Annotated in this window: 18 protein-coding genes; 12 read left to right on the forward strand and 6 right to left on the reverse strand. The window is 72.6% G+C overall.

What is annotated here, in order from left to right:
* Positions 1–3 precede the first annotated feature (3 nt).
* Positions 4–960, forward strand: coding sequence for an alpha/beta fold hydrolase (locus HQQ78_RS08375; RefSeq protein WP_173152419.1), 957 nt, complete (start codon positions 4–6; stop codon positions 958–960).
* Here the strand turns inward: HQQ78_RS08375 and HQQ78_RS08380 are convergent.
* Together HQQ78_RS08380 and HQQ78_RS08385 are read right to left on the reverse strand one after the other, a co-directional pair.
* On the reverse strand, positions 957–1,697 hold the full coding sequence (locus tag HQQ78_RS08380; protein ID WP_173152421.1) for a triacylglycerol lipase: 741 nt from the start codon (positions 1,695–1,697) through the stop codon (positions 957–959). The genes HQQ78_RS08375 and HQQ78_RS08380 overlap by 4 nt on opposite strands.
* A 19-nt stretch (positions 1,698–1,716) precedes the next feature.
* Entirely contained in the window at positions 1,717–2,091 is a 375-nt protein-coding gene (locus tag HQQ78_RS08385; RefSeq protein WP_056048233.1) for a hypothetical protein, read from the reverse strand.
* A gap of 329 nt (positions 2,092–2,420) precedes the next feature.
* On the opposite strand from HQQ78_RS08385, the gene HQQ78_RS08390 reads away from it, so the two are divergent.
* On the forward strand, positions 2,421–2,960 hold the full coding sequence (locus HQQ78_RS08390) for a Dps family protein (protein WP_082460542.1): 540 nt from the start codon (positions 2,421–2,423) through the stop codon (positions 2,958–2,960).
* An 86-nt stretch (positions 2,961–3,046) separates the two neighbouring features.
* Entirely contained in the window at positions 3,047–4,228 is a 1,182-nt protein-coding gene (locus tag HQQ78_RS08395; protein WP_173152423.1) for an NAD(P)/FAD-dependent oxidoreductase, read from the forward strand.
* A gap of 128 nt (positions 4,229–4,356) precedes the next feature.
* On the opposite strand, the gene HQQ78_RS08400 is transcribed toward HQQ78_RS08395, so the two are convergent.
* On the reverse strand, positions 4,357–5,229 hold the full coding sequence (locus HQQ78_RS08400) for an SMP-30/gluconolactonase/LRE family protein (RefSeq protein WP_173152424.1): 873 nt from the start codon (positions 5,227–5,229) through the stop codon (positions 4,357–4,359).
* A 231-nt stretch (positions 5,230–5,460) separates the two neighbouring features.
* Between HQQ78_RS08400 and HQQ78_RS08405 the strand changes: the two genes are divergently transcribed.
* The 3 genes from HQQ78_RS08405 to HQQ78_RS08415 are packed head-to-tail and all read left to right on the forward strand — an operon-like array spanning position 5,461 to position 10,002.
* Positions 5,461–7,281: a glycoside hydrolase family 15 protein gene (locus HQQ78_RS08405; RefSeq protein WP_371740501.1), complete on the forward strand. Its 1,821-nt coding sequence runs from the start codon at positions 5,461–5,463 to the stop codon at positions 7,279–7,281.
* Positions 7,281–9,683 (forward strand): phosphoketolase, encoded by a 2,403-nt coding sequence (locus HQQ78_RS08410; protein ID WP_173152426.1) that lies wholly within the window; start codon positions 7,281–7,283, stop codon positions 9,681–9,683. Before HQQ78_RS08405 ends, HQQ78_RS08410 begins: the two co-directional genes overlap by 1 nt.
* Positions 9,684–9,723: 40 nt before the next feature.
* Positions 9,724–10,002, forward strand: a complete 279-nt coding sequence (locus tag HQQ78_RS08415; protein WP_056048240.1) for a Rho termination factor N-terminal domain-containing protein — start codon at positions 9,724–9,726, stop codon at positions 10,000–10,002.
* Between the two features lie 9 nt (positions 10,003–10,011).
* Here the strand turns inward: HQQ78_RS08415 and HQQ78_RS08420 are convergent, their stop codons facing one another.
* Entirely contained in the window at positions 10,012–11,001 is a 990-nt protein-coding gene (locus HQQ78_RS08420; RefSeq protein WP_173152429.1) for a Ku protein, read from the reverse strand.
* 93 nt (positions 11,002–11,094) lie between these two features.
* Here HQQ78_RS08420 and HQQ78_RS08425 point away from each other — a divergent pair, with 93 nt between their 5' ends.
* The 3 genes from HQQ78_RS08425 (at position 11,095) to HQQ78_RS08435 (ending at position 16,183) form a co-directional block, all read left to right on the forward strand.
* Positions 11,095–11,982: an SDR family oxidoreductase gene (locus HQQ78_RS08425; protein WP_056049091.1), complete on the forward strand. Its 888-nt coding sequence runs from the start codon at positions 11,095–11,097 to the stop codon at positions 11,980–11,982.
* Positions 11,983–12,067: 85 nt separating this feature from the next.
* Entirely contained in the window at positions 12,068–14,692 is a 2,625-nt protein-coding gene (locus tag HQQ78_RS08430) for an ATP-dependent DNA ligase (RefSeq protein WP_173152432.1), read from the forward strand.
* 57 nt (positions 14,693–14,749) lie between these two features.
* A complete protein-coding gene (locus HQQ78_RS08435; protein ID WP_173152434.1) occupies positions 14,750–16,183 on the forward strand; it encodes an MFS transporter in 1,434 nt (477 codons plus the stop codon).
* A 65-nt stretch (positions 16,184–16,248) separates the two neighbouring features.
* On the opposite strand, the gene HQQ78_RS08440 is transcribed toward HQQ78_RS08435, so the two are convergent.
* Positions 16,249–16,857 (reverse strand): MerR family transcriptional regulator, encoded by a 609-nt coding sequence (locus tag HQQ78_RS08440; RefSeq protein WP_173152436.1) that lies wholly within the window; start codon positions 16,855–16,857, stop codon positions 16,249–16,251.
* Between the two features lie 73 nt (positions 16,858–16,930).
* Between HQQ78_RS08440 and HQQ78_RS08445 the strand changes: the two genes are divergently transcribed.
* The 3 genes from HQQ78_RS08445 to HQQ78_RS08455 all read left to right on the forward strand — a co-directional run bounded on the left by HQQ78_RS08445 (position 16,931) and on the right by HQQ78_RS08455 (position 23,440).
* Complete coding sequence (locus HQQ78_RS08445; protein ID WP_173152438.1) at positions 16,931–17,428, forward strand: DUF4188 domain-containing protein; 498 nt, start codon at positions 16,931–16,933, stop codon at positions 17,426–17,428.
* Positions 17,429–17,669: 241 nt separating this feature from the next.
* Positions 17,670–22,757: a glycoside hydrolase family 3 N-terminal domain-containing protein gene (locus HQQ78_RS08450; RefSeq protein WP_173152440.1), complete on the forward strand. Its 5,088-nt coding sequence runs from the start codon at positions 17,670–17,672 to the stop codon at positions 22,755–22,757.
* 143 nt (positions 22,758–22,900) lie between these two features.
* On the forward strand, positions 22,901–23,440 hold the full coding sequence (locus tag HQQ78_RS08455) for a GNAT family N-acetyltransferase (RefSeq protein WP_173152442.1): 540 nt from the start codon (positions 22,901–22,903) through the stop codon (positions 23,438–23,440).
* Positions 23,441–23,537: 97 nt separating this feature from the next.
* On the opposite strand, the gene HQQ78_RS08460 is transcribed toward HQQ78_RS08455, so the two are convergent.
* Complete coding sequence (locus HQQ78_RS08460; RefSeq protein WP_173152444.1) at positions 23,538–24,740, reverse strand: alcohol dehydrogenase catalytic domain-containing protein; 1,203 nt, start codon at positions 24,738–24,740, stop codon at positions 23,538–23,540.
* Between the last annotated feature and the right edge of the window lie 58 nt (positions 24,741–24,798).

Consider the following 24,798-nt stretch of genomic DNA (forward strand, 5'->3'; position numbering starts at 1 on the left):
ACGATGCGACGGGGCCGGGCGACAGGGGTGGCCGACCCGACCCTCGACCGCTACGCCCCGTTCGCGCTGGTCACCGAGCCCGGTGCCCTCGGGCTCACCCGCTCGACGATCGAGACGGCACACGGCCGGACGGTCGTGCACCACGCGACGGCGTCGGCCGACCGGTCCTCGCGCCGCCGGGCGACCGTCCTGCTGCACGGGGCGGCTGGTTCGTGGACGACGTGGACCCCCCTGCTGCAGGCCGCCCGCGAGGTGGACGCGGTCGTCTCCCGCCCGGTGCTGATCGACCTGCCGGGGTGGGGCGCCTCGCCCGAGCCGGACCCGGGCCTCGACGTCGAGTCGGCCGCCGCCGTGGTGGTCGAGGTCGCCGAGGCGCTGGGCGTCACCGAGTTCGACCTCGTCGGTCACTCGATGGGCGCGTTCGTCGCCCTGCACCTGGCCGCCGTCCGACCCGACCTGGTGCTCAGCGTCTCGGTCGTGTCGGCCACGTCCTTCTCGGCGATCGACGCCGTGACGCACCCGGTGCGGGGCCTCGTGCGGTTGCCGGCCTTCACGCTGCTGCGGGCGGCGTTCGGGGTGCTGCCCCGCGCCTCCGCGTCCCTCCTGGGCGGCGCGGCCCGCATCGGACTGCTGCGAGCGCTGTCGTCGCCCGTGTTCCGCCACGTCGACCGCGTCCCGCGCTCGGTGCTCGAGGCGTTCGTGGCCGAGCTCAGGCCCCGGGGCTTCCTGGCGGCCTCGAGGTCGGGGCAGGGGTACGACGCGACCCGGTGGCGAGGCATCGACTGCGACGTCGCCGCCGTCAGCGGAGCCGACGACGTCTTCGCCCGGTCGTCCGACCTCGACCGCCTGGCCGGCGTCGTGCGGCACGCCCGGACGACCCTGCTCGCCGACTGCGGGCACTTCGCCCACGTCGAACGGCCCCACGAGACCTTGCGGGCCCTCGGCTGGGTCGAGGGCTAGGACGCCTCGGCCGACGCCGCCGAGCCCGCCCCGGCCTCGACCTCGCGCACGATCATCGCGACGCACCGCGCGTGGCCCAGCGGCCGGAAGTGGCCGTCGACCGGGAACTCGAGGTTGACGGCCCCCGGCAGGACGCTGCCCTCGGTGACGTGGGCGTCGAACCGCGACGCCATCGACGTGATGGTCCCGTTCGCCTCTCGCTGTCCGGCGAGCCGCAACAGGTCGGCGTCCCGGGGCGAGAAGGGCCTCAGCGCCCTGACCGGCAGCACCCTCGCCCAGCGCGACCCCGAGAAGGGACTGTTGACCGTCACCATGCGGGTGATGCGTCGCTCGGCGTCGGTCGAGACCATCATGGTCTTGCCGACGAGCCCGCCCTTGCTGTGCGCCAACACGACGACGTCCCGCAGGTCGTGGGCGTCGAGGATGCGTTGGGCCACCTCGGCGGTGGCCGCGATCGGACGACGGTTGTGGCCCATGCCGGGCACCACGACGATCGGGTGCCCCCGATCGTTCAGCCGGTCGGCCACGGGACGGAGGAAGCGCCAGGTCTCGTAGACGCCGGGCAGCAGCAGGACGGGCTCACGGCCGCCGTCCCGGTAGCGGGCCGGCACCACCCGGCCCGACCGCGGGACGAGGTGCACCCACCAGACGTACCGGTAGTCGAGCACGACCGTGCGGACGAAGCGCCAGAGGCCGACCCGGCGACGTCCGTGGCCGCGCGACGGTGTGGAGCTCATGCCGCCACGCTAGGCGACGTCAGGCGGCGGTGCCCACCAGGGGCAGTTCGCCCCAGGGCTCGCCCTCCGGCCAGGCGATCGACTCGACCGCGGCCCGGGCCATCTCGAGCGTGACGTCCCAGCGGCCACAGATCGACGCCCACGGCGGCGGGAACTCCGACGCGTCGTCGAGCAGCGCCAGGGCGAGTCGCCCGAGCCCCGCGCGGGCGGCCGCGCTCGCCGCGTCCGGCAGGGAGTCGGTCAGCCCGTGGACGACCCTCACCCGGTGGGCGAAGTCCATCTGCTCGATGTCGTCGAACGCCCCCCAGGCGCTCTCGATCTCTCGTCGCAGCCTCGTGATCTCGACCGCGTCGAAACCGTGACGGTCGGCGCGTCCGGGTACCGCTCGTGCCATGTCAGCCCCCCTCAGAGCATGGCCACGGATCGGGTACCCACGGCCGGGCGTCGGCTTCGGTGCCGATGCAGGCGAACATACCATCCAGTACGGTCCGGGCTCCAGCACCCTCGATCACGAGTGGATCACGGCGGCGAGCGACCCCCTGGACCGGCTCGGGACGGCATGCGCCGTCGACCCCTCGGGCCGACGCGCCCCGGCGTCCCCACCCGTCGTCGGTCGAGCTGTCCCCCGAAGGCTGAGCCGTCGCCCGGGCCCACGGTCTACCGTCCACGTCGCACCCACCGGTGCGACGACTCCGCACGAACCCACGACGAACGGGAGACATCATGTTCCAGGGATCCGACCAACTCCGCGACAACATGCAGAAGGTCCTCGTCGACCTCATCGAGCTGCACGTCCAGGGCAAGCAGGCGCACTGGAACCTGCTCGGCTCGAACTTCCGCGACCTCCACCTGCAGCTCGACGAGATCGTCGACGCGGCCCGCGAGTTCAGCGACGAAGTGGCCGAGCGCATGCGCGCCGTCTACCTGATCCCCGACGGCCGCACCTCGACCGTCACCCGCGGCACGAGCCTGCCCGAGTTCCCCGCGGGCCCCGTCGAGACCACCGCGGTGGTCGACCTCATCGTCGACCGCATGTACGCCGTCACCGGCACGATGCGCACGGTCCACGACGACGTCGACGACGAGGACCCCACGACGGCCGACGTGCTGCACAGCATCCTCGAGCGCCTCGAGCAGCTCGCCTGGATGACCGGTGCCGAGAACCGCCACCCCGAGAAGGACGCCCGCCAGGACGACACGCGTCAGCGTGACGAGGACGCCGCGGCCGAGGGCCTCGACCGCGTCGGCGCCGTCGCCAACTGACCCGACCACCTCCCTGAGGGCACCGTCCGGGAGCGCGCGACCCGCGCCTCCCGGGCGGTGCCCTCTCTCGTCGAGAGGACGACCCCATGACCGAATCGTTCGACCACGTCATCGTGGGCGGCGGCATGACCGCCGACGCCGCCGCGAAGGCCATCCACGACACCACCCCGGACGCGTCGGTGCTGATCGTCAGCGCCGACGTCGACGCGCCGTACACGCGCCCGGCGCTGTCGAAGAAGCTCTGGACCGACCCCGACTACACCGAGGCCGACAACGCTTTGGGCACCGTCGCCGACTCGGGTGCCGAGATCCGGCTGCGCACGCTCGTCGAGTCGATCGACCGCGAGGCCCGCACCGTGACCACCGACCGCGGCGACGTGATCGGCTACGGGGCCCTGTTGCTCGCCACCGGAGGCAGCCCCGTCGCCCTCGACCTGCCGGACGACGACCGCGTCGTGTACTTCCGGACCGCCGAGGACTACCGCCGACTCCGCTCGCTCTCGGGCGGCGGCCGGCACGTCGTCGTCGTGGGCGGCAGCTACATCGGCACCGAGCTCGCCGCGGCCCTCGTGCAGAACGACACCCGCGTGACGCTGGTCTTCCCCGACGACGTCCTCGGTGGGTCGGTGTTCCCCGCGTCCCTCGCCTCGTCGTTCGAGAAGACATTCGAGGAGGCGGGGGTCGAGCTGGCCCGCGGACGTCGCGTCGAGAGCGGCACGGCCGACGACGCCGGCGTCCACCTCCGGCTCGACGACGGCTCGACCCTCGACGCCGACGCGGTCGTCGTGGGGCTCGGCATCTCGGTCGACGACCAGCTCGCGGCCGACGCGGGTCTGGCCGTGGACGACGGCATCGTGGTCGACGAGCACCTGCGGACGAACGACCCGAACGTGTTCGCCGCGGGCGACGTGGCCTCGTACCCGGACGCGATCCTCGGGCGCCGCCGCGTCGAGCACGTCGACAACGCGAAGTCGCAGGGCCCCGTCGTCGGTCGCAACATGACCGGCGCCGACGAGGTCTACGACCACACGCCGTACTACTACTCGAAGGTCTTCGACCTCTCGTACGAGGCCGTCGGCACGCTCGACGCGTCGCTCGAGACGATCGTCGACGACAAGGGCGAGGGCGAGGCCGTGGCGTACTACCTGGGCGACGACGGCGCGGTCGAGGGCGTGCTGCTCTGGAACGTCGAGGAGGCGCGTGACGCGGCCCGGGCCGTCATCGCGGCGGGCACCGTGCCTCGCGACGAGCTCGTGGGGCGCATCTGAGGACGCGCCGTCGGCACGACGACGCCCGCCCGATCGGCTGATCGGGCGGGCGTCGTCGCGTCAGAGGGTCGTCGGAGGGGCGACGGGCCGGGCGTCCCCGGGGGGGCCGGCCCGCACGGGCCGCGGTCTCAGCCGAACAGGAACGGCGGGCGAGCCGCCCGGTCGAGGTCCAGCGCGAAGATGCCACCGCTCAGCGGGAACTCCTCGAGCTGTTCGTCGCTCAGCCCCTCGCGGGCCGACAGCACGAACAGCGTCCGCAGGTCGTCACCACCGAAGCCGATGCCGGTGACGTTCGGCACCGGGAGCGTGATCTCGTCGACGAGACCACCGTCGACGTCCAGGTGCACCACCTTGCCCTCGCCGTAGATGGCACCCCAGAACTCTCCGCGCTCGTCGCGGGCCAGGCCGTCGTGGGCGCCCTGCGACGAGAACGGGACGAGCTCGCCCAGGGTGCCGTCGGCATCCCACGTGGCTCGGTAGATCGTGTCGTCGCCGGTGTCGGTGAGGTAGATCTCGCTGCCGTCGTCGTTCCACTCGAACCCGTTGGTCGTGGCGAAGTCGTCGCGGAGCTGCGTGAGCGTGCCGTCCGGGGCCACGCGGTAGAGACCGGCCACGGGGCTGCCCTCGGGGTCGGTCGCACCGACGACGAAGGCGCCGAACGGGTCGCACTTGCCCTCGTTGAGGCGCAGGCGCTCGTCGGCGTGGTCGACGGTCGCGATCGTCCGCTGCTCGGTCCCGTCGTCCCGCATGACGACGACCGTGTCGTCGAGGGCCGCGATCAGGCCACCGCCCCGTCGACGCTGGAAGCTCGGCAGGGGCGGGTCGACGACGACGGTCGTGTCCCTCGTGCCGTCGGCCGAGGTGCGGTGCAGGAGGCCGTTCGTGATGTCGGTCCAGACCAGCTCGTGGGCGTCGACGTCCCAGACGGGACTCTCGCCGAGCGTCGCCTTCGCGTCGAAGAAGAGGCGGGGTTCGGACGTGGTTCCGGTCGGAGATGCCATCGTCCCGGTCTACCCGCGCCGCCTGCCCGTCGGCTCGACCCCAGGGGTACGACGGTCACGCCCGGCACACAGAACACTGCGAGGAACGGTCACGAGGAGGCGCGCCGGGCCACCGTAGGACGGGTGACGGACACCCTCGAGACCACCGACGACATCCAGGCCGACCACTTCGGCGCGACGACGGCCGCCGCCGGCGAATGGCACCGCCCCGACCCCCGGGACGACGGCTACGTGCCGCTGCGCTCCTACGGCGCCATCGGCGACGGCCGGACCGTCGCCCTCATCGCCCGCGACGGCCAGATCGACTGGCTCCCGATGCCCGACATGGACAGCGACCCGGTGTTCTCCGGCATCGTCGACGCCGGCAAGGGCGGTCGCATCGAGCTGCGTCCCGTCGACGACGACTTCGAGGTGCAACGCGAGTACGTCGAGAACACGAACGTCCTCGTCACCCGTTTCCGCACCTCCACGGGCGTCGTCGAGATCACGGACGCCCTCGTCACGGGCATCGCCGGTCGGCTGCCGTGGGCGGAGCTCGCCCGTCGCATCGAGGGCGTGACGGGGTCGGTCGACATGCGCTGGGCGGTGGTCCCGGGCAACACGTTCGGCACCCACCCGATCCGCCGGGTCGACACGTTGCACGGCCCGGTCCTGCGGGCGGCCGACATCAACCTGGCGCTCGTCGGCTTCGACCACGGCCGCCTCGACCCGGTGGAGCCGGGCGACGGCGAGGCCCACGGCGGCCCGCACCGGTTCTGGGGCGAGTTCACCACGCACGAGGGGTCGCGCTCGCTGATCTGCCTCTGCGGCGTCGAGGACGAGCCCCTGCACCTGCCCGACCCCCACGTGGTCGACCAGGGCATCGACCGCACGGTGCGCAACTGGCAGACCTGGTCGGACGAGTTCAACTGGGACGGGCCGTGGTCCGACGCCGTGCAACGCAGCGCCCTGGCGCTCAAGCTGCTGATCTTCAGCCCGACCGGCGCGATCGCGGCCGCCGCCACGGCGGCGCTGCCCGAGAACTTCACCGGCGACAAGAACTGGGACTACCGCTTCGCCTGGGTGCGCGACCTGGCCTACACGGTGAACGCGCTCGTCCGCTTCGGCCTGCGGGAAGAGACGCAGGCGGCCGTCTCGTGGTTGCTGTCGGCCCTCAAGGCCAACGGCCGGACGATGCACATCTTCCTCAACCTCGACGGCTCGGTGCCGGACGGCACGCACGAGACCGGTTCCGAGGGCTGGCGAGGCATCGGCCCGGTCTACAAGGGCAACCCTGCCGGCGAGCAGCTGCAACTCGGCACCTACGCCGACATCCTGGCGATCATGAGCCAGTACGCCGCGGACGGCAACATCCTCGACGAGTCCACCGGCGACCTGCTCGCCGGGTTCGCCGACGACGCCTGCCGTCGTTGGCAGGAGAAGGACTCGGGCATGTGGGAGCTCCCGGACGAGCAGCACTACGTGAGCAGCAAGATGGGCTGCTGGCAGGCCATCGACGCCGCCCTGCGCCTCACCGAGGTCGGGCAGATGCACCCCGACCCCGAGGACGTCGTCTTCTGGAAGAAGAACCGCGACCTGATCAAGGAGTGGATCGCCGAACACGGCTGGAACGAAGAGGTCGGCTCGTACGTCATGTACCCCGGCAGCGCGAGGCTCGACGCCTCGGTGCTGCTGCACGCCCCCAGCGGCTTCGACCGCGGCGAGCGCATGTCGCGGACGATCGACGCCATCCGGCGCGAGCTGGGTGCGGGCCCCCTGGTCTTCCGCTACAGCGACGTCGCCGAGGAGGAAGGCACGTTCGTGGCCTGCGCCTTCTGGCTCGCCAGCGCCCTGGCCTGCGTGGGCCGCCAGGACGAAGCGGTCGAGCTGATGGACCAGCTCGTGCAGCAGCCCAACGACGTCGGCCTGCTGACCGAGATGATCAGCGCCGACGACGGGCAGTTCCTCGGCAACGTGCCGCAGGGGCTCAGCCACCTCGCCCTCGTCAACGCGGCCATCACCATCGACGAGATGAGCCGAGAGGGCACGACCACCGATCGAGAGGACCAGTGATGACGAACCCCGCAGACCCGACACGACAGGCCTCGACCGACGAGTTGTCGCTCGTCGACGCGTGGTGGCGGGCGGCGAACTACCTGACCGTCGGGCAGATCTACCTGATGGACAACGCACAGCTCACGCGGCCGATCGCGCGCGACGACGTCAAGCCGCGCCTCCTCGGGCACTGGGGCACGTCACCGGCGCTGAGTTTCGTCTACGCCCACCTCAACCGGGTGATCACGCGCGACGACCGCGACCTGCTCTACGTGTGCGGACCGGGTCACGGCGGCCCCGCCATGGTCGCCAACACCTACCTCGAAGGCACCTACAGCGAACTGTTCCCCGAGGTGTCGCAGGACGCCGCCGGGCTGCAGAAGCTCTTCACGCAGTTCTCGTTCCCGGGCGGCATCCCCTCCCACGCCGCCCCCGAGACCCCGGGGTCGATCAACGAGGGCGGCGAGCTCGGGTACTCGCTGAGCCACGCCTACGGGGCGGTGCTCGACGATCCCGACCTCGTCGCCGTCTGCGTGATCGGCGACGGAGAAGCCGAGACCGGGCCGCTGGCGGCGAGTTGGCACGCGAACAAGCTGCTCGACGCCCGTCACGACGGGGCCGTGCTGCCCATCCTGAACCTCAACGGCTACAAGATCGCCAACCCGACGGTGCTCTCGCGCATCCCCGAGGGGGAACTGCTCGAGTTGATGCGGGGCTACGGGTACGAGCCACTCGTCGTCGCGGGCGGTTTCGACGGCGAGGACCCGATGCGGGTGCACGAGCGCATGGCCGCCGCACTCGACCACGCCTTCGTCCGCATCGACGAGCTGCAGCGGGAGGCCCGCGACGGCGACGGCGACGGCACCGCACGCCCGCGGTGGCCCATGATCGTGCTGCGGACCCCCAAGGGGTGGACGGGCCCGAAGGTCGTGGACGGCGAGCGCGTCGAGGGCACCTGGCGCGCACACCAGGTGCCGCTCAGCGGGGTGCGTGAGGACGACGAGCACCGGGCGCAGCTCGACGACTGGATGCGGTCGTACGGCGCCGACGAGCTCTTCGACGAGACGGGTCGGCCGGTGGCCCGGCTCGACGGGCTCCGCCCCCGGGGCGCGAAGCGCATGAGCGCGATCCCGGCGTCCAACGGTGGTCTCGTGCGTCGTGACCTGCACCTCACGGACTACCGTGCGCACGCGGTCGAGACCTCCGACGATCGCCGCACCCAGGCCGAGGCCACACGCGTCCTCGGCCGGTGGCTCGCCGAGATCGTGCGCGACAACCCGTCGACCTTCCGTCTCTTCGGACCCGACGAGACGGTGTCCAACCGACTCGACCCGGTGTTCGACGTGACCGAGCGGGTGTGGGCGGCCGACATCTGGCCCGACGACGAGCACGTGGCCCGCAGCGGCCGCGTGATGGAGGTGCTGAGCGAGCACCTGCTGCAGGGACTCATGGAGGGCTACCTGCTGACCGGGCGCCACGGTCTGCTCAACACCTACGAGGCCTTCGTGCACATCGTGGACTCGATGTTCAACCAGCACGCGAAGTGGCTCGAGAGTGCCGACGAGATCGACTGGCGCGCGCCGATCTCGTCGTTCACCTACCTGTTGTCGTCGCACGTCTGGCGGCAGGACCACAACGGCTTCTCGCACCAGGACCCCGGGTTCCTCGACGTCGTCGTCAACAAGCAGGCGCACCTCGTGCGCATCTACCTGGCCCCCGACGCCAACACGCTGCTCGCCGTCGCCGACCACGCGTTCCGCACGACCGACACGGTCAACGTGATCGTCGCCGGCAAACAGGAATCCCCCGCCTGGCTGTCGCTGCCCGAGGCCGAGGATCACGTCCGACGCGGCGTCGGCATCTGGGAGTGGGCGGGCACCGAGGGGACGCCCGTCGACGGGGTCGACCCCGACGTGGTGCTGGCCTGCGCGGGCGACGTGCCGACCCTCGAGACCGTGGCGGCCGCCGACCTGCTCCGTCGGGTGCTGCCGTCCCTGACCACGCGCGTCGTCAACGTGGTCGACCTGATGCGGCTGCAGGACGCGAGGGAGCACTCGCACGGCCTCACGGACGACGACTTCGACGCACTCTTCACGACCTCGAAGCCGATCGTCTTCGACTTCCACGGCTACCCGTCGCTCGTCCACCGCCTCACCTACCGCCGCACGAATCACGCGAACCTGCACGTGCGCGGCTTCCAGGAGAAGGGCACCACCACGACGCCGTTCGACATGGCCATGCTCAACGACATCGACCGCTACCGGTTGGTGCTCGACGTGCTGCACCGCGTACCGGGCCTGGCCGACGAGCACCCCGAGCTGGTGGCGGACGTCGAGTCGCGGCGCGAGGCGGCCCGGGCGTACGCCTACGAGCACGGCGAGGACCACCCCGACGTCACCGGCTGGCAGTTCGGCGCCTAGGGGTGCGACAAGCCGCCGCGCCGGGCGTACGGTCGGGCGCATGACGCCGAAGGACGAGACTCCCCCGCAGCTGAAGAACCCCGACATGTACGAGGCACTCCGCGACGAGGGGGCGTCGAAGGAGAAGGCCGCGCGCATCTCGAACGCCGCCGCCCAGAAGGGCAACAGCGAGAAGAAGGTGGCCGCCAAGGGCGGGAAGTCCGGTTCGTACGACGACTGGACGGTGGAGGAACTCAAGGCACGCGCGAAGGAACTCGGCGTGACCGGCTACTCCGACCTGAAGAAGGCCGACCTGATCGAGGCGCTCCGCGAACACTGACCGTCGCGGTCAGCCGGCCTTCTTCTTCGGGGCCGCCTTCTTGTCGGAGGCGGACGAGGCGGGCTCCTTCCTCGCCGCGGAACCCGACCCTCCGGACGTCGACCGCGAGGACTCCTTCTTCGAGGGCTCCTTCTTCGCAGGCGACTTCTTCGCGGCGGGTTTCGTCGTCGACGTCGACGCGGCCTTCTTGGTCGGCTTCGGGTGTCCGCCCGACCGGTTCTTCTCGACCGACCGACGCAGCGCCTCCATCAGGTCGATGACCTCGCCGCCCTCGTCGTCGTCCTCCGGCTTCTCGCCGAAGGTGGCGTCCGTGTCGAGCGACTCGCCTTCCTCCAGCTTCGCGTCGATCAGCTGCCGCAACTGTTCCTGGTAGTCGTCGCTGAAATCCGCGGGCTCGAAGTCGTCGCTCAACGAGTCCACGAGCGACGACGACATGTCGAGCTCCTTGTCGCTGACGCGCGTCTGCTTCTCGAGCGCCGGGAACCGTGCCTCGCGCACCTCGTCGTCCCAGAGCAGGGTCTGAAGCATCAGCACGTCGCCGCGGACGCGCAGGGCCGCGAGCCGGGTCTTCTGCCGCAGCGAGAAGTGGACGATGGCCGTGCGGTCGGTCTCCTCGAGGGTCCGGCGCAGCAGCACGTAGGCCTTGGGCGAGGTGCCGTCCGGCTCGAGGAAGTAACTGCGGTCCAGCATGATCGGGTCGACCTGGTCGCTCGGGACGAACTCGAGCACGTCGATCTCGCGCGAGCGCTCCTCGGGCAACGACTTCAGGTCGTCACCCGTGATCACCACGGTGCGGTCGCCGTCGTCGTACGCCTTGTCGATGTGCTCGTAGTCGACGACCTTGCCGCAGATCTCGCACTTCCGCTGGTACCGGATGCGGCCACCGTCGGCGTCGTGCACCTGGTGCAGGGACACGTCGTGGTCCTCGGTGGCGCTGTACAACTTGACGGGGACGTTGACGAGCCCGAACGTGATCGCGCCCTTCCAGATCGATCGCATGACGCTCATCTTTCTCCGCGTGCGCTCCGAATGACCGCCGGTGGGGTACAGACCCCCGAGCGGCGGAGGCGCGGCGAGGGCACCGTGGACGTCATGAGCCAATACGACAAGAAGAACCCGGTCGACCTCTACCCCGCGCCGCCGTTCCCGAAGCAGGAGCAGTCGCTGCCGGGCGAGGCCTGGAAGATGGACCCCAAGCCCGACCACGGCGAGACCAGCTACGTCGGCAAAGAGCGCCTCACCGGCTTCCGCGGCGTCGTCACCGGCGCGGACTCGGGCATCGGTCGCGCCGCCGCGATCGCGCTCAGCCGCGAGGGCGCCGACCTCGTGCTCAGCTACCTTCCCAGCGAGCAGAAGGACGCCGAGGAGGTGCGCGACCTGCTCGAGGGCGAGGGGCGCAAGGCCGTCCTCGTCCCCGGCGACATCTCGGACGAGCAGTACTGCAAGGACCTCGTGCAGAAGGCCGTCGACGAGTTCGGCGGGCTCGACACCCTCGTCATGGTGGCCGGTCGGATGAAGAGCAACGACGACATCCTCACGCTCACCACGGAGGACATCGACTCGACCATCAAGACCAACGTCTACTCGCTGTTCTGGCTGACCCAGGCCGCCATCCCGCACCTCGAGCCCGGTTCGTCGATCGTGACGACCGGCTCGGTGCAGGGCACGCAGCCGAGCCCGGACAAGATCGACTACGCGCTCACCAAGGGTGCGATCGGCGTCTTCACCTCGGGGCTCGCGCAGCAGCTCGCGCCCAAGGGCATCCGCGTCAACCAGGTCTCCCCCGGCCCGGTCTGGACGCCCCTGCAGCCCGGCTCCGACGACGCCGAGACGGTGTCGGAGTTCGGCGGCCAGGCGCCGTTCGGTCGCCCCGGCCAGCCCGCCGAGCTCGCCGCCGCGTACGTGCACCTGGTGAGCCCGGAGTCGAGCTACACCTCGGGCGCGACCATCACGATCGCCGGAGCGATGCCCGCGGTCTGATCCGCGCCTCCTCGGCTCCGTCGTCCCGACGACACGGAACCACAGCCGGGTAGAACGAGGAACACACGAGACAGGGAGGCGCGCGATGGCGGGCAAGGGACGCGGCGAGACGGTCGAGGTCGGCGGGCACCGGTTGCAGCTGACGAACCTCGACAAGGTGCTCTACCCGGACGCCGGCACCACCAAGGCCGACGTCCTGGGCTACTACGCCGCCGTCGCGGAGTGGATGCTGCCGCACGTCGAGGGGCGGCCGGCCACCCGCAAGCGCTGGGTGAACGGCGTCGACGGCGAGGTGTTCTTCGAGAAGAACCTGCCCGACTCCGCGCCCGACTGGGTCGCCCGGCACACCCTCGAGCACAAGGACCACGCCAACGTCTACCCGATGGTGAACGACGTCGCGACGCTCACCTGGCTGGCGCAGGTCGCCGCGCTCGAGGTGCACGTGCCGCAGTGGCGGTTCGGCCCGAAGGGGGCGCAGCGCAACCCCGACCGGCTGGTGCTCGACCTCGACCCGGGTGAAGGCGTCGGCCTCGCCGAGTGCGTCGCCGTGGCGCAGCTGCTCAAGCCCATCGTCGAGGGCATGGGCCTCGAGCTGATGCCCGTGACGAGCGGCAGCAAGGGCGTGCACCTCTACGCCCGGCTCGACGGGAGGCAGACCAGTGCCCAGGTCGGCGAGGTCGCCCACGAACTGGCCCGTGCGATGGAGGCCGACCACCCCGACCTCGTGCTCAGCACCATGGGCAAGGCCGACCGCCGGGGCAAGGTGCTGCTCGACTGGTCGCAGAACAACGGCAACAAGACGACGGTCGCCCCGTACTCGCTGCGGGGTCGGTCCCGACCGACCGTCGCGATGCCTCGCACCTGGCGCGAACTCGCGTCGAAGACCCTGGCGCAGCTCGAGTACACCGACGTGCTCTCGCGCCTGAAGCGGCGCGGCGACCCCCTGGCCGACGTCTCGGCGCACGTGCCGGTGCCCTCGGGCGAGCTGGGCGAGGACTTCCGCAACACCGAGGCCCCCGACCACGACCCCTCCGAGAAGGTGCGCGACCGCCTCGAGGTCTACCGCTCGAAGCGCGACGCGTCGAAGACCGCCGAGCCCGTGCCCGCCGAGGCCCCTGCCTCGACCGACGGCACGAGCTTCGTCATCCAGGAGCACCACGCCAGCTCGCTGCACTGGGACTTCCGCCTCGAGCACGACGGCGTGCTGGTCAGCTGGGCGTTGCCGAAGGGCGAGCCCGACGACCCGGGCACGAACCACCTCGCCGTCCAGACCGAGGACCACCCGCTCGAGTACGGCACCTTCGAGGGCACGATCGCCAAGGGCGAGTACGGCGCCGGCGAGGTGACCATCTGGGACTCCGGCGAGTACGAGCTCGAGAAGTGGCGGGAGGGCAAGGAGGTGATCGTCGTGCTGCACGGCGAGCAGCGCGGCACCCGACGCGTCGCACTGATCCACACCGGCCACGGCGGTGGGCGGGCGGAATCGAACTGGCTCATCCACCGCATGAAGGACGACGCGGGCGACGTCGGCTCGCACGACGGCGCTTCCGTCGGCAACTCAGGAGGACGACCGCATCGAGCCCGGAAGACCACCGAAGACGCGCGATCCCCTGAGTTGCCGCCGTCCGCGCGGGCGAATCGGCGAGTCGACGCCGGCAACTCCTCACGCGCGGCGCACGCGACCGGCGGCTCCCCCGGAGGGTCGGGCCGCGCCTCCTCGGCACGCGACGGGAAGCAGGAGTTCCCGGCACCCGACCCGGTCGCGCCGATGCTGGCGACGACGGGCGACGCGCACGACGTGTCCGAGGGCGGGTGGGCGTTCGAGATGAAGTGGGACGGCATCCGCGCCGTGGCGGTCGTCCACGACGGCGCCGTCACGCTGACCAGCCGCAACGGCAACGACCTCACCCCGGCCTACCCCGAGCTGCAGGTGCTGGCCGAGCGGGTCGACGGCGAAGGAGGCGCGGTGCTCGACGGCGAGATCGTGGCCGTCGACGAGAAGGGTCGCCCCGACTTCGGCCTGCTCCAGACGCGCATGGGGTTGACGCGGTCGCGCGACGTGGCGCGAGCCGCCGCGGGCGCGCCGGTGAAGCTGCTGCTGTTCGACGTCATGCGGGCCGGGGGGCGCTCGCTCGTGAAGGACGAGTACGACGACCGGCGTGAGGTGCTCGAGCGGATCGTCGAGAGCGGCGGGGCCGTCGACGTGCCCCCGGCGTTCGACGGGGACCTGGAGGCGGCGGTCGCCACCTCGAAGCGCCTGCGACTCGAGGGCGTGGTCGCCAAGCGGCGCGACGCGACCTACAGCGCCGGTCGACGGTCCCGCGCCTGGATCAAGATGAAGCACCACCAGACGCAGGAGGTCGTGATCGCGGGCTGGCGCCCCGGTGCCGGCCGGAGGGCCGACGGCGTCGGCTCGCTCCTGATGGGCGTGCCGGGCGAGGACGGGCTGCACTACGTCGGCCGGGTCGGCACGGGGTTCACCGACCGCGAGCTCGACGAGCTGTTGCCGGCGTTGCGCGCGGCCGAGCGGAAGACCAGCCCCTTGGTGGGCGTGCCCGCCGTGGACGCCCGCGGTGCCCACTGGGTCACCCCGTCGCGGGTGGGCGAGGTGTCGATCGCCGAGTGGACCTCGACCGGGCGGCTGCGGCAGCCGAGCTGGCGCGGGTGGCGGCCCGACAAGTCGCCGGACGACGTCGTCCGCGAGGGGTGAGGCCGGGCCGTCGGACGACGGGGCATCGATCGGCGCCCGTCGGGTGTTGAGTGCAGCATGAGCACACCTCCCCCGGCCCCGAGCGACGCCGCGACCCTGCGCGGCAGGCGGGTCGTCCTCGTGGTCGCCGTGCTGGCCTCGTTCGTGGCGTTCCTCGACGGCTCGATCGTCACCGTGGCGCTGCCCGCGATCGCCCGCGAACTCGGCACCGGGACGGGAGGCGGCGCGACGGCCGACGACGGCGCGGGCCTCGCCCTGCAGCAGTGGGTGGTCGACGCCTACCTGCTGACGCTCGGGTCGCTCATGCTGGTGGCCGGCTCGCTCAGCGACACGTTCGGCCGGGTGCGGGTGCTGCGCGCGGGCCTGATCGGCTTCGCCGTGACGAGCGTGCTCGCCGCCCTCGCCCCCGACCCGGGCCTGCTGATCGCCGCCCGGGCCCTGCAGGGCGTGACCGCGGCCCTCCTCGTGCCGAGCAGCCTCGCCCTCATCACCTCGACCTTCAGCGGCCCAGCACAGGGCAAGGCCATCGGCAGCTGGACGGCCTGGACCGGCGTCGCGTTCCTGATCGGTCCGCTGACCGGGGGCGCACTCGTCGACACGCTCGGCTGGCGCTGGGTCTTCGCCGTCGTCGTCGTGCCCGTCGTCCTCACCCTCGTGCTGATGACCCGGTTGCCCGGCGACGCCCACCGGGGGCGCGACGGTGCTCCCCCGCGGGTCGACGTCGTGGGCGCCGTGCTGGCCGCGGTGGGCCTCGCCGGACCGGTCTTCGCGCTCATCGAGGGGCAGCGCGTCGGGTTCGGCACCTGGTTCGTCGTCACGCCGCTCGTGGTCGGCCTCGCCGCGCTCGCCGCCTTCGTCTGGTGGGAGCGCCGCTCACCCGCTCCGATGATGCCGCTGACGCTGTTCCGGACCCGCACCTTCACCGTCGGCAACCTGGCCACCGTCGGCATCTACGCGGCCCTCAGCCTCGGCACCCTGACCATCCCCCTGGTGGTGCAGGAGCTGGCGGGTCTGACGGCGACCCTGGCCGGGCTCGTCACCCTGCCGACGACGATCGTGTCGCTGCTGTTCTCGACCCTGTTCGGCACGCTCGCCGCCACCCACGGCCCGCGCCCGTTCATGACGGTCGGACCGCTGATCACGGCGAGCGGATTCCTCTGGATGCTGCTGGTCGCCGATCCGATCGACGTCTGGTGGCAGGTCGTGCCCGGCGTGGTCCTGTTCGGCTTCGGCCTGTCGGTGACCGTGGCTCCGCTCACCTCGACGGTGCTGTCGCAGATCCCGGCCGGCCAGTCGGGCATCGCCTCCGCCGTCAACAACGCCATCTCGCGCGTCGCCGGGCTCGTCGCGGTCGCGTTCCTCGGAGTCATCGCCGGAGGCGCGCTCACGGTGGGCGGGTTCCATCGCGTCGTGATCGTCGTCGCCGTGCTGCTCGGGGTGAGCGCCCTGGTGTCGTTCGTCGGTCTGCGCGACCGCACCCGCGCCTCCTGAGGGCGCCCGCGCGAGGCGACCAGCCGGACGCGACCAGCCGGACGCGACCAGCCGGAGGCGCGGCGTCAGGGCCCGAAGCGGCGCCAGGACGCGTCCTGCTGGGCCAGGCGGCGCAGCGCGAGCAGGAGCGGCTCGACCAACACGGTGCCGAGCACGACGTACTGCACCGCGGCGTCCACCGAATCGACCGGGATGCCCGCGATCTCGGCCTCGGCGACCTCGGCCATCGACCGCGCGTAGCCGTCGAGCGTCCCGTCGGGTAGCTCGAACCCCGCGGCCTCGAGTCCGTCGACCGCGACCTCGAGGGCGGCGAGCACGTCGGCCGACCCCGGATCGATCGTCCACCCCCACCCGGCCACGAGCGCTTCGGCCCGCGAGAGGTCGACGCCCTCGGGGGCCGTCGTCGTGACGGCCGACTGGGCGACGCCGAGCACCTCGGCGACCGTCTCGTGCTCGCCGTCGAGCTGCCCGAGGACGGCGCGCGCGCCGGCGACGCTGAGCCCGCCCGCGCCGAGCAACGCCCGGACGAGCCGCAGGCGGCGCACGTGGTCGTCGCCGTACCGGGCCTGGGTGGCGCTGGTGCGCTCGCCCTCGGGCAGCAGCCCCTCGCGCAGGTAGTACTTGATCGTGGCGACCGGCACCCCGGTCGTCTCGGCGAGCTGGGAGATGCGCACGGACTGCCCCTTGACATTGGATAGCGCGACTCTCCAATATTGGAGAGCGCCACTATCCATCTAAGGAGACATCATGTCGAGAGTCAACCCGGGCCGCACCACGCACGAGCACGACGGCGAACTCGTCGTCTTCCTGATCGGCATGACCGTCAACCGCTGGTGGCGGCCCGACCAGTGGGGGCCGGTGTTCGCGGCGATGGGACCGATGCTCACCGAGTTGTTCCGCGATCCCGAGAGCGGGCTCGCGGGCATGAGGCTGACGCTCGGACGTGGCGGGCCGGTGCTCGTGCAGTACTGGACGTCGCTCGAGAAGCTCTACGCCTATGCCAGCTCGCCGCAGCAGGCGCACCGGCCGGCCTGGACGGCGTTCAACCGTCGGGCACGCAAGGCCCCGGGAGCCGTCGGCATCTGGCACGAGACCTTCGTGGTCGAGCGCGCCGAGAGCATGTACGTCGGCATGGCACCGTCGGGGCTGGCCCGGGCGACCAGGTCGGTGCCGGTCGGTCCGCGCAGCGACACCGCGCGGGCCCGGGCCGCGAGCGGCCGGACCCCCGGCGCCGCGTCGGCCTGACGCCGCGTGCCGCCCCGCCGCGCCGCGTCCGTCACCGCACCGCGTGTCGTGCACCGCACCCGGTCGAGACGAGGTGCCGTGCACGGGACGCGGTGCGCTGTCGGCCGGTCGCGTCAAGCCCCCACGGGCCCCATTGCCCTCGAGTCGCCTGTGACCCTACGATGAGCCAGACGTGAGCCGCCCTCGTTCGGGGGTGGCTCCAGCTCTGTCGTGAGACAGCCGTGATTACAAGGGAGTAATCGTGTCCGCTGCCCCTGCCCGCTCCTCCTCGACCCCTCGGTCGCGAGCCCCGCGCCGTCCGCGCCGCGGTCTCGCGCTCGCCGCCGGCACCGCCGCCGCGGCCCTGCTGCTCAGCGGCCTGCCCGCGATCGCCGCGCAGGCCGCACCGGTCGACCTCGCCCGCTTCGGCACGGTGACCGCCTCGGCGAGCCAGGCCGACGGCGACGGCACGTTCCCCGCCGAGGCCCTGATCGACGGCGATCCGGCGACCCGCTGGGCGAGCGGCAACGGGCCCGATGAGGACGTCGAGTTCACCGCGTCGGTGATCGTCGACCTCGGCGGCACCGCCCGCGTCGACGCGATCGGCCTCGACTGGGAGGCCTCGTACGCGACCGACTACACGGTCGACGTCACGTCGGGCGACCCGACGCTGCCCGCGAGCTGGACCACCGCGCAGACCGTCGCGAGCGACGGCGGCCGCGACGACGTGACCCTGTCGACGCCCACCGAGGCCCGCTACGTGCGCGTCAGCATGCTGCACCGGTCGGCCGCGACCTGGGACCCGGCGCGCCCCCACTTCTACGGCTACTCGGCCTTCGGCCTGCAGGTCTTCGGTGAGGCCGAGACGCGCTCGGTCACCTTCGACCGGTCGACCGCGACCGTGGCGGCCGGCCAGACCCTGACCGCGGGCCTCAGCCTGACCGGTCCGAGCGACGAGCCGGTCACCGTCCGGGTGCGCTCCACCGGCGGCACGGCGGTGGCGGGCACCGACTACACGGCGCTCGACGAGACCGTCACCTTCGCGCCCGGCGAGACCAGCGCCTCCGTGGACCTCGTCACGACCTCGACGGGCGCCCTCACGCCCCGCAGGTCGATCGAGCTGACCGCGTCCGAGCCGAGCGACCCGACGGTCGTCGGCACGCGGGCCACGCTCACCGTGGCGCTCACCCCGACGGGCACCCTGCCGAACGTCGGCGCGACCACGGTGCTCGACGACTTCGAGGGCGGCGTGCCGAGCGGCTACTTCGGCTGGGGCCAGAGCCCCGCCGTCACCCCGACCCTCGAGACCGGGGAGGCGCAGCGCGAGGGAGCGACCGGCGTCCAGGCCCTGCGCGTCACCGTCGCCGGCCCGACCACCGCCGAGAGCTGGTTCGGCTTCTCGCACGACGTCCCCGCCACGGACTGGAGCGACCACGACGGCTTCTCGTTCTGGTTCAAGGGCGCCGCCTCGGGCCTGCCCCTGCGCTACGAGCTGAAGAACGGCGACGGCGCCCTCTTCGAGCAGACCGTCGTCGACGACAGCGCGGACTGGAAGCAGGTCAGCGTGCTGTTCGCCGACCTCCGTCAGAAGGGCCAGCCGTCCAGCGACCTGCGCTTCGACCCGTCGGCGTCGACCGGCTTCGCCGTGACCCTGACCGGCCTCGGCGTGGGCACCTGGCAGGTCGACGACGTCGCCCTCTTCGAGCGCGCGACGATGATCGAGGACTTCGAGGGCGACGTCCCGCTCGGCACGACGGGCGACCCGCTCGGCTTCTTCACCTGGGGTTCGCCCGCGCCGCTCGAGCCCACCATCAGCCGCGACGTCACCGTGCAGGAGCGCGACGGCCGCGCCGACAACCACGTGCTGAGCGGCACCTCGTCGATCCCGGCCGGCGGCTACGGCGGCCTCAGCCACAACCTCGCCGACAGCCAGGACTGGTCGAGCTACCAGGGCCTGCGCTTCTGGTGGTACGCCTCGCAGGCGAACAACCCGGCCTCCCCGACGGCGGGCGCCGACATCAAGGTCGAGATCAAGGACGGCGACCCGGCCGGCGGCGACAGCGCCGAGACCAGCGAATTGTGGGCGACGACCTTCAAGGACAACTGGGGCAGCAGCACCAACCGCTGGAAGCTCGTCGAGCTGCCCTTCTCGGCGTTCACGCCGTCCGGCTACCAGCCGGGTGACGCCGCGACGACGAACGGCACCCTCGACCTGACGAGCGCATTCGGCTACTCGTTCACCTTCACCCCGGGCACGCCCGCCCCGGTCGGCTACGCCCTCGACGACACGCAGCTCTACGGCACCCCGGCGAGCGCCGCGTCCGTCACGGTCGACCCGTCGCAGGACGTCTACCTGGTGGACGCCGGCGGCTCGGTCGAGATCCCGTTGACCGTGACGACGGCGGGCGACGAGCCGTTGGCGTCGGACGTGTCGGTCGACTGGTCGACCGCCGACGGCACGGCCGTCGAGGGCACCGACTACGACGCGGCCTCGGGCACCGTGACCTTCGCGGCGGGGACCGCCTCGGGGACGGCGCAACCCGTGACCGTGTCGACCCGCGCCTCCTCGGGGGCCGCCGAGTCGAAGGAGTTCGCGGTCGCGCTGGCCTCGACCACGGCGAAGGTCGGTGACGGTCCGCGCGTCGTGATCGGCGCGCACGACCTGCCGTACCTCGACCCGTCGCTGCCGACGGCCGACCGCGTCGCCGACCTGCTCGGCCGCATGACGCTCGACGAGAAGGTGGGCCAGATGGCGCAGGCCGAGCGGCTCGGCCTGTCGTCGCCGCAGGACGTCAGCGGGCGCGCTCTCGGCTCGCTGCTGAGCGGTGGCGGCTCGGTGCCCGAGGGCAACACCGCGGTCGCCTGGGCCGACATGGTCGACGCGTACCAGCGCGAGGCGCTGTCGACTCGCCTGCAGATCCCGATGGTCTACGGCGTGGACGCCGTGCACGGCCACAGCAACGTGGTGGGCGCGACGATCTTCCCGCACAACACCGGCCTCGGCGCGACCCGCGACCCGGCCCTCGTCGAGCGGATCGCCGAGGTCACGGCGACCGAGGTGCGCGCGACGGGCGTGCCGTGGACCTTCGCCCCGTGCCTCTGCGTGTCCCGCGACGAGCGGTGGGGCCGCAGCTACGAGTCGTTCGGCGAGGACCCCGACCTGGTTCGCACCTTCGCCGCCCCGTCGGTGATCGGCCTGCAGGGTGAGGACCCGACCGACATCGGCGGCGCCGACGAGGTGCTGGCCACGGCCAAGCACTGGGCCGGAGACGGCGGCACGAGCTACGACGAGTCCGTGGCCGGCACCGGTGCGTACCCGATCGACCAGGGCGTCACGCACGCCGACTCGCTCGAGGACTTCACCCGGCTGCACGTCGACCCGTACCTGCCGGCACTCGAGGCGGGCGTGGGCACGATCATGCCGTCGTACTCGGCGGTCGACCTGGGCGACGGGCCCGTGCGCATGCACGAGAACGCGGCATTGAACAACGACCTGTTGAAGGGCGACCTGGGGTTCCAGGGCTTCCTGATCAGCGACTGGGAGGGCATCGACAAGCTGCCCGGCGGCAGCTACGCCGACAAGGCCGTGCGCTCGGTGAACGCCGGGCTCGACATGGCGATGGCGCCGTACAACTACGGCGCGTTCATCGACGCGATCGTGGCGGCCGTCCGCTCCGGTGACGTGGCCGAGTCGCGGGTCGACGACGCCGTGCGTCGCATCCTCACGCAGAAGTTCGACCTCAACCTGTTCGAGCAGCCGTTCGCCGACCGCACCAACGTCGACGGCGTCGGCTCGGCCGAGAACCGCGCCGTCGCCCGTCAGGCCGCCGGCGAGTCGCAGGTGCTGCTGAAGAACGCCGGAGGCGCGCTGCCGTTGGCCGCGGACGCCGACCTGTACGTGGCCGGCTCCAGCGCGGACGACCTCGGCCGCCAGATGGGCGGCTGGACGATCAGCTGGCAGGGCGGATCGGGCGACACGACGACGGGCACGAGCATCGCCGAGGGTATCCGTGAGGTCGCTCCCGGCGCCTCGGTCATCCTCAGCCCCGACGCCTCGGCACCGATCGGCGCCGGTCAGACCGGCGTCGTCGTGGTCGGCGAACGTCCGTACGCCGAAGGCCAGGGCGACGTGCCGAACAACGGCTCGAGCCTGTCGCTGACGGCCTCCGACCAGGCGATCGTCGACGAGGTCTGCGCCGCTGCCGCATCGTGCGTGGTGCTCGTGGTCTCGGGCCGACCGCAACTGCTCGGCGACGTCGTGAGCGTCGCGGACGCGGTCGTCGCGTCGTCGCTGCCGGGCTCCGAGGGCGCCGGCGTCGCCGACGTGCTGTTCGGCGACCGACCGTTCACCGGTCGCCTGCCCGTGACCTGGGCGGCCAGTGCCGACCAGGTGCCGATCAACGTGGGCGACGCCGACTACGAGCCGCTCTACCCGTACGGCTGGGGCCTGCGCACCGACGGTGCCCGCGAGCGTCTGGAGGCGCTGGTCGCCTCCCTGCCCGAGGGCGCCTCCCGAGCGGCGGTGCAGGCCGTGCTCGACGCCGACGTGTGGGACGGCGACGGTGCCGTGACGGACGCCGCCGCCGCGCTGCGCCTCCTGCTCGCCGCCGTCGCCCCGGTCGGCGGGACCGACCTCGGTGCGATGTCCACGGCGGACGCCCTCGTGTCGGTCGCCCGCGACCTCGCCCAGCAGGCGATGGTGGACGGCACGGCGGTCGACGGGTCGGCGGCCCTGACGGCCGACGCCGAGAACGCGCTGCAGCGCGGTCTGCCGGACGTGGCACTGGCCGGGTTCGCGACGGTGCTCGGCATCGACCTCGACGTCGTCGAGCCGACGAAGGTCGTCGTGCCCGGCACGCTCGACCCCGCGACCGCCCGCCCGGGCGACACGGTGTCGATCACGGCGACCGGGTTCGTCGCCGGGGAGGACCTCGCGGGCACCGTGTTCTCGGAGCCGCAGTCGATCGGTGCCACGACGACCACGGCGGCCGGGGTCGGCGTGCTGCGGTTCGTCGTGCCGGCCGACCTCGAACCCGGGACGCACGTCGTCGAGCTCGAGGGGACGGGACAGATCGCCCGGGCCACCCTGACGGTGCTCGCCGCGGCGGTGCCGGGCGACCCGGGGACGCCGGGTGGTGGGACGCCGGGCACGGGCACGCCGGGTGGCGGCGGGTCGGGCACGGGCTCGGGCACGGGCACGGGCTCGGGCTCGGGCGGCACCGTCGTGGCGTCGCCGGTCGGGCTCGCCTGGACCGGCTCGGGCGAGTGGATCGGCATCGCCCTCGCGGCGTTCCTCATCGTGGCGCTCGGGGTCGCCCTGCGGCTGCGTCGGCCTCGCGACCGCGGCTGACGCGCCCCCGCCGCACCGCGCCTCCCCCACGAACCCCGTCTCGAACGATGCACCCCGCTTGTTCCGGGTGCATCGTTCGGAACGGGGCTCGTCGTCGCGTCGGCGCTGCGTCGCCCGTGCGCACCCGCTGCTAGCGTCACGGGGTGCTCACCACCGACCGCCTGCTGCTGCGCCGCTGGCACGAGTCCGACCGGGCGCCGTTCGCGGCCCTCAACGCCGACCCCGAGGTGATGAGGTACTTCCCCTCGACCCGCACGCGTGCCGAGAGCGACGCCCTGGTCGACCGGCTCGACGCCGCGATCGAGGCGGACGGCTTCGGGCTGTGGGCCGTCGAGCGTCGCGACTCGGGCGCGTTCGTCGGCTTCGTCGGGCTGTCCCGTCCCACGTTCGACCCCGCGCTCGTGGGGCAGGTCGAGATCGGGTGGCGACTCGCCCGTGAGGCCTGGGGTCAGGGCGTCGCCACCGAGGCCGCCCGAGAGGTCGTCCGGTTCGCGTTCGACCCGTCCGGCGCCGACCTGCCCGCCCTCGTCAGCTTCACGGCGGCGATCAACGACCCGTCCCGCCGCGTGATGCGCCGCCTCGGCATGACGCACGACCCCGCCGACGACTTCGAGCACCCCGCGCTCCCGCCGGGCCACGCGCTCCGGCCGCACGTGCTGTACCGCCTGAGCCGCGCCTCCTGACCCGCGCCTCCTGAGCCGCGCCACCGGCGACGCCGCTCCGGGCGACGGACCGCCGAGGCAGGGGGCACGCGAGACGCGACGGGCCCCGCCCTGTGGCCTACCCGGGCTCGACCCCGACCAGGCGGTCGTCCGCGTCCGCCGCGCCGAGCACCGTGCCCACCTCCGCCAGCGGGATCGTCCCGCCCACGAGCGACTCCAGCGGCCACCGCCGCCACGCCTCGGTCGCCCACGCCACGGACGAGTCGAGCCGCTCCGGCTCCGCGTCGCGCACGCCGCCGACCGTGACGAGCCCCTCGACCAGCCGGGCACCGCTTGCGCCGACCTCCCCGCCGCACGCTGCCGCCCCCGCCAGCACCACGACTCCCCCGACGGCCACCCGCTCGACCAGGGCCGACGCCGCCGCGACCCCGTCGAAGGCGAGCCCCACCGTGCGGTGACGCCCCGACCGGTCGACCGACGCGAGCACGCGAGAGGGGGCGTGCGACCCAGACTCCGCCCCGGGGTCGGCCACGGCGACGGCGCCGAACAGGCGCGACCTCTCGCGCCGCGCCTCCTCGGGGTCGACGACCACGACGCGCGCCCCGGCGTCCGTGGCCATGGCCGTCGCGACCAGTCCGACGGCACCCGCCCCCGACACGACGACGACCTGGCCCGCGAGTGACGGCACCCCCGAGAGTCCGAGCACCGAGGAGGCGCGGTGCAGCACCTCCGCGGCCGTCGCGGTCACGCCCGCCACCGGGGCGAGCACGGACGCGGGCACGTCGTCGCCGACGACCACCACGGTGGTCCCCCGGCGCAGGTGCACGTGGCTCGCGACCGTGCCGGACAACTGCCAGCTGCGCCGCGTGCGCTCCTCGCCGTACCGCTCCCCCGAGACGCAGGCCGAGGTCAGACCCCGATGACACGGGACGCACCGACCGCACGCCACGGTGCCGGACCAGACGACGCGCATGCCGGGCCGCAGCCGTCGGCCGTCGTGGGCGCGGGCGTGCTCGTCGGCCTCGACGACCTGCCCGACCGCCGAGCCGCCCGGCACCACGGGCAGGCACGCCGACCCCCGATCGCCGAGGGAGCGCACCACGTCGAGGCGGACGGCCGTGAGCTCGACGGCGACCAGGGCGTCCCCGCGCGCGAGGCGCACCCCGGGCACGGCGATCTCGCTGAAGCCGTGTCCGCTTCCGACCCCGGCGCCGAGCCAGACCTGTGCCGACGCCGGCGGGTCGAGGCACACGTCGTGGCCGTCGAGCACGGGACGCATCGGGTCGACCCGCGGCCGCCCCGCCTGCGTCGCCCTCGACATCGTCCCCCACCCCTCGCGCCCGGCCTCCGGTGCACGCCACGACCCTAGGCAGGGCGGG

Source organism: Frigoribacterium sp. VKM Ac-2859 (assembly GCF_013204925.1).
Lineage (GTDB): Bacteria > Actinomycetota > Actinomycetes > Actinomycetales > Microbacteriaceae > Frigoribacterium.

What these genes read in the sequence shown, in the direction of transcription:
- HQQ78_RS08375 (WP_173152419.1), top strand. Translation starts at nt 4, where the DNA reads ATGCGACGGGGCCGGGCGACAGGGGTGGCCGACCCGACCCTCGACCGC.
- HQQ78_RS08380 (WP_173152421.1), bottom strand. Translation starts at nt 1,697, where the DNA reads ATGAGCTCCACACCGTCGCGCGGCCACGGACGTCGCCGGGTCGGCCTC.
- HQQ78_RS08385 (WP_056048233.1), bottom strand. Translation starts at nt 2,091, where the DNA reads ATGGCACGAGCGGTACCCGGACGCGCCGACCGTCACGGTTTCGACGCG.
- HQQ78_RS08390 (WP_082460542.1), top strand. Translation starts at nt 2,421, where the DNA reads ATGTTCCAGGGATCCGACCAACTCCGCGACAACATGCAGAAGGTCCTC.
- HQQ78_RS08395 (WP_173152423.1), top strand. Translation starts at nt 3,047, where the DNA reads ATGACCGAATCGTTCGACCACGTCATCGTGGGCGGCGGCATGACCGCC.
- HQQ78_RS08400 (WP_173152424.1), bottom strand. Translation starts at nt 5,229, where the DNA reads ATGGCATCTCCGACCGGAACCACGTCCGAACCCCGCCTCTTCTTCGAC.
- HQQ78_RS08410 (WP_173152426.1), top strand. Translation starts at nt 7,281, where the DNA reads ATGACGAACCCCGCAGACCCGACACGACAGGCCTCGACCGACGAGTTG.
- HQQ78_RS08415 (WP_056048240.1), top strand. Translation starts at nt 9,724, where the DNA reads ATGACGCCGAAGGACGAGACTCCCCCGCAGCTGAAGAACCCCGACATG.
- HQQ78_RS08420 (WP_173152429.1), bottom strand. Translation starts at nt 11,001, where the DNA reads ATGCGATCGATCTGGAAGGGCGCGATCACGTTCGGGCTCGTCAACGTC.
- HQQ78_RS08425 (WP_056049091.1), top strand. Translation starts at nt 11,095, where the DNA reads ATGAGCCAATACGACAAGAAGAACCCGGTCGACCTCTACCCCGCGCCG.
- HQQ78_RS08430 (WP_173152432.1), top strand. Translation starts at nt 12,068, where the DNA reads ATGGCGGGCAAGGGACGCGGCGAGACGGTCGAGGTCGGCGGGCACCGG.
- HQQ78_RS08435 (WP_173152434.1), top strand. Translation starts at nt 14,750, where the DNA reads ATGAGCACACCTCCCCCGGCCCCGAGCGACGCCGCGACCCTGCGCGGC.
- HQQ78_RS08445 (WP_173152438.1), top strand. Translation starts at nt 16,931, where the DNA reads ATGTCGAGAGTCAACCCGGGCCGCACCACGCACGAGCACGACGGCGAA.
- HQQ78_RS08460 (WP_173152444.1), bottom strand. Translation starts at nt 24,740, where the DNA reads ATGTCGAGGGCGACGCAGGCGGGGCGGCCGCGGGTCGACCCGATGCGT.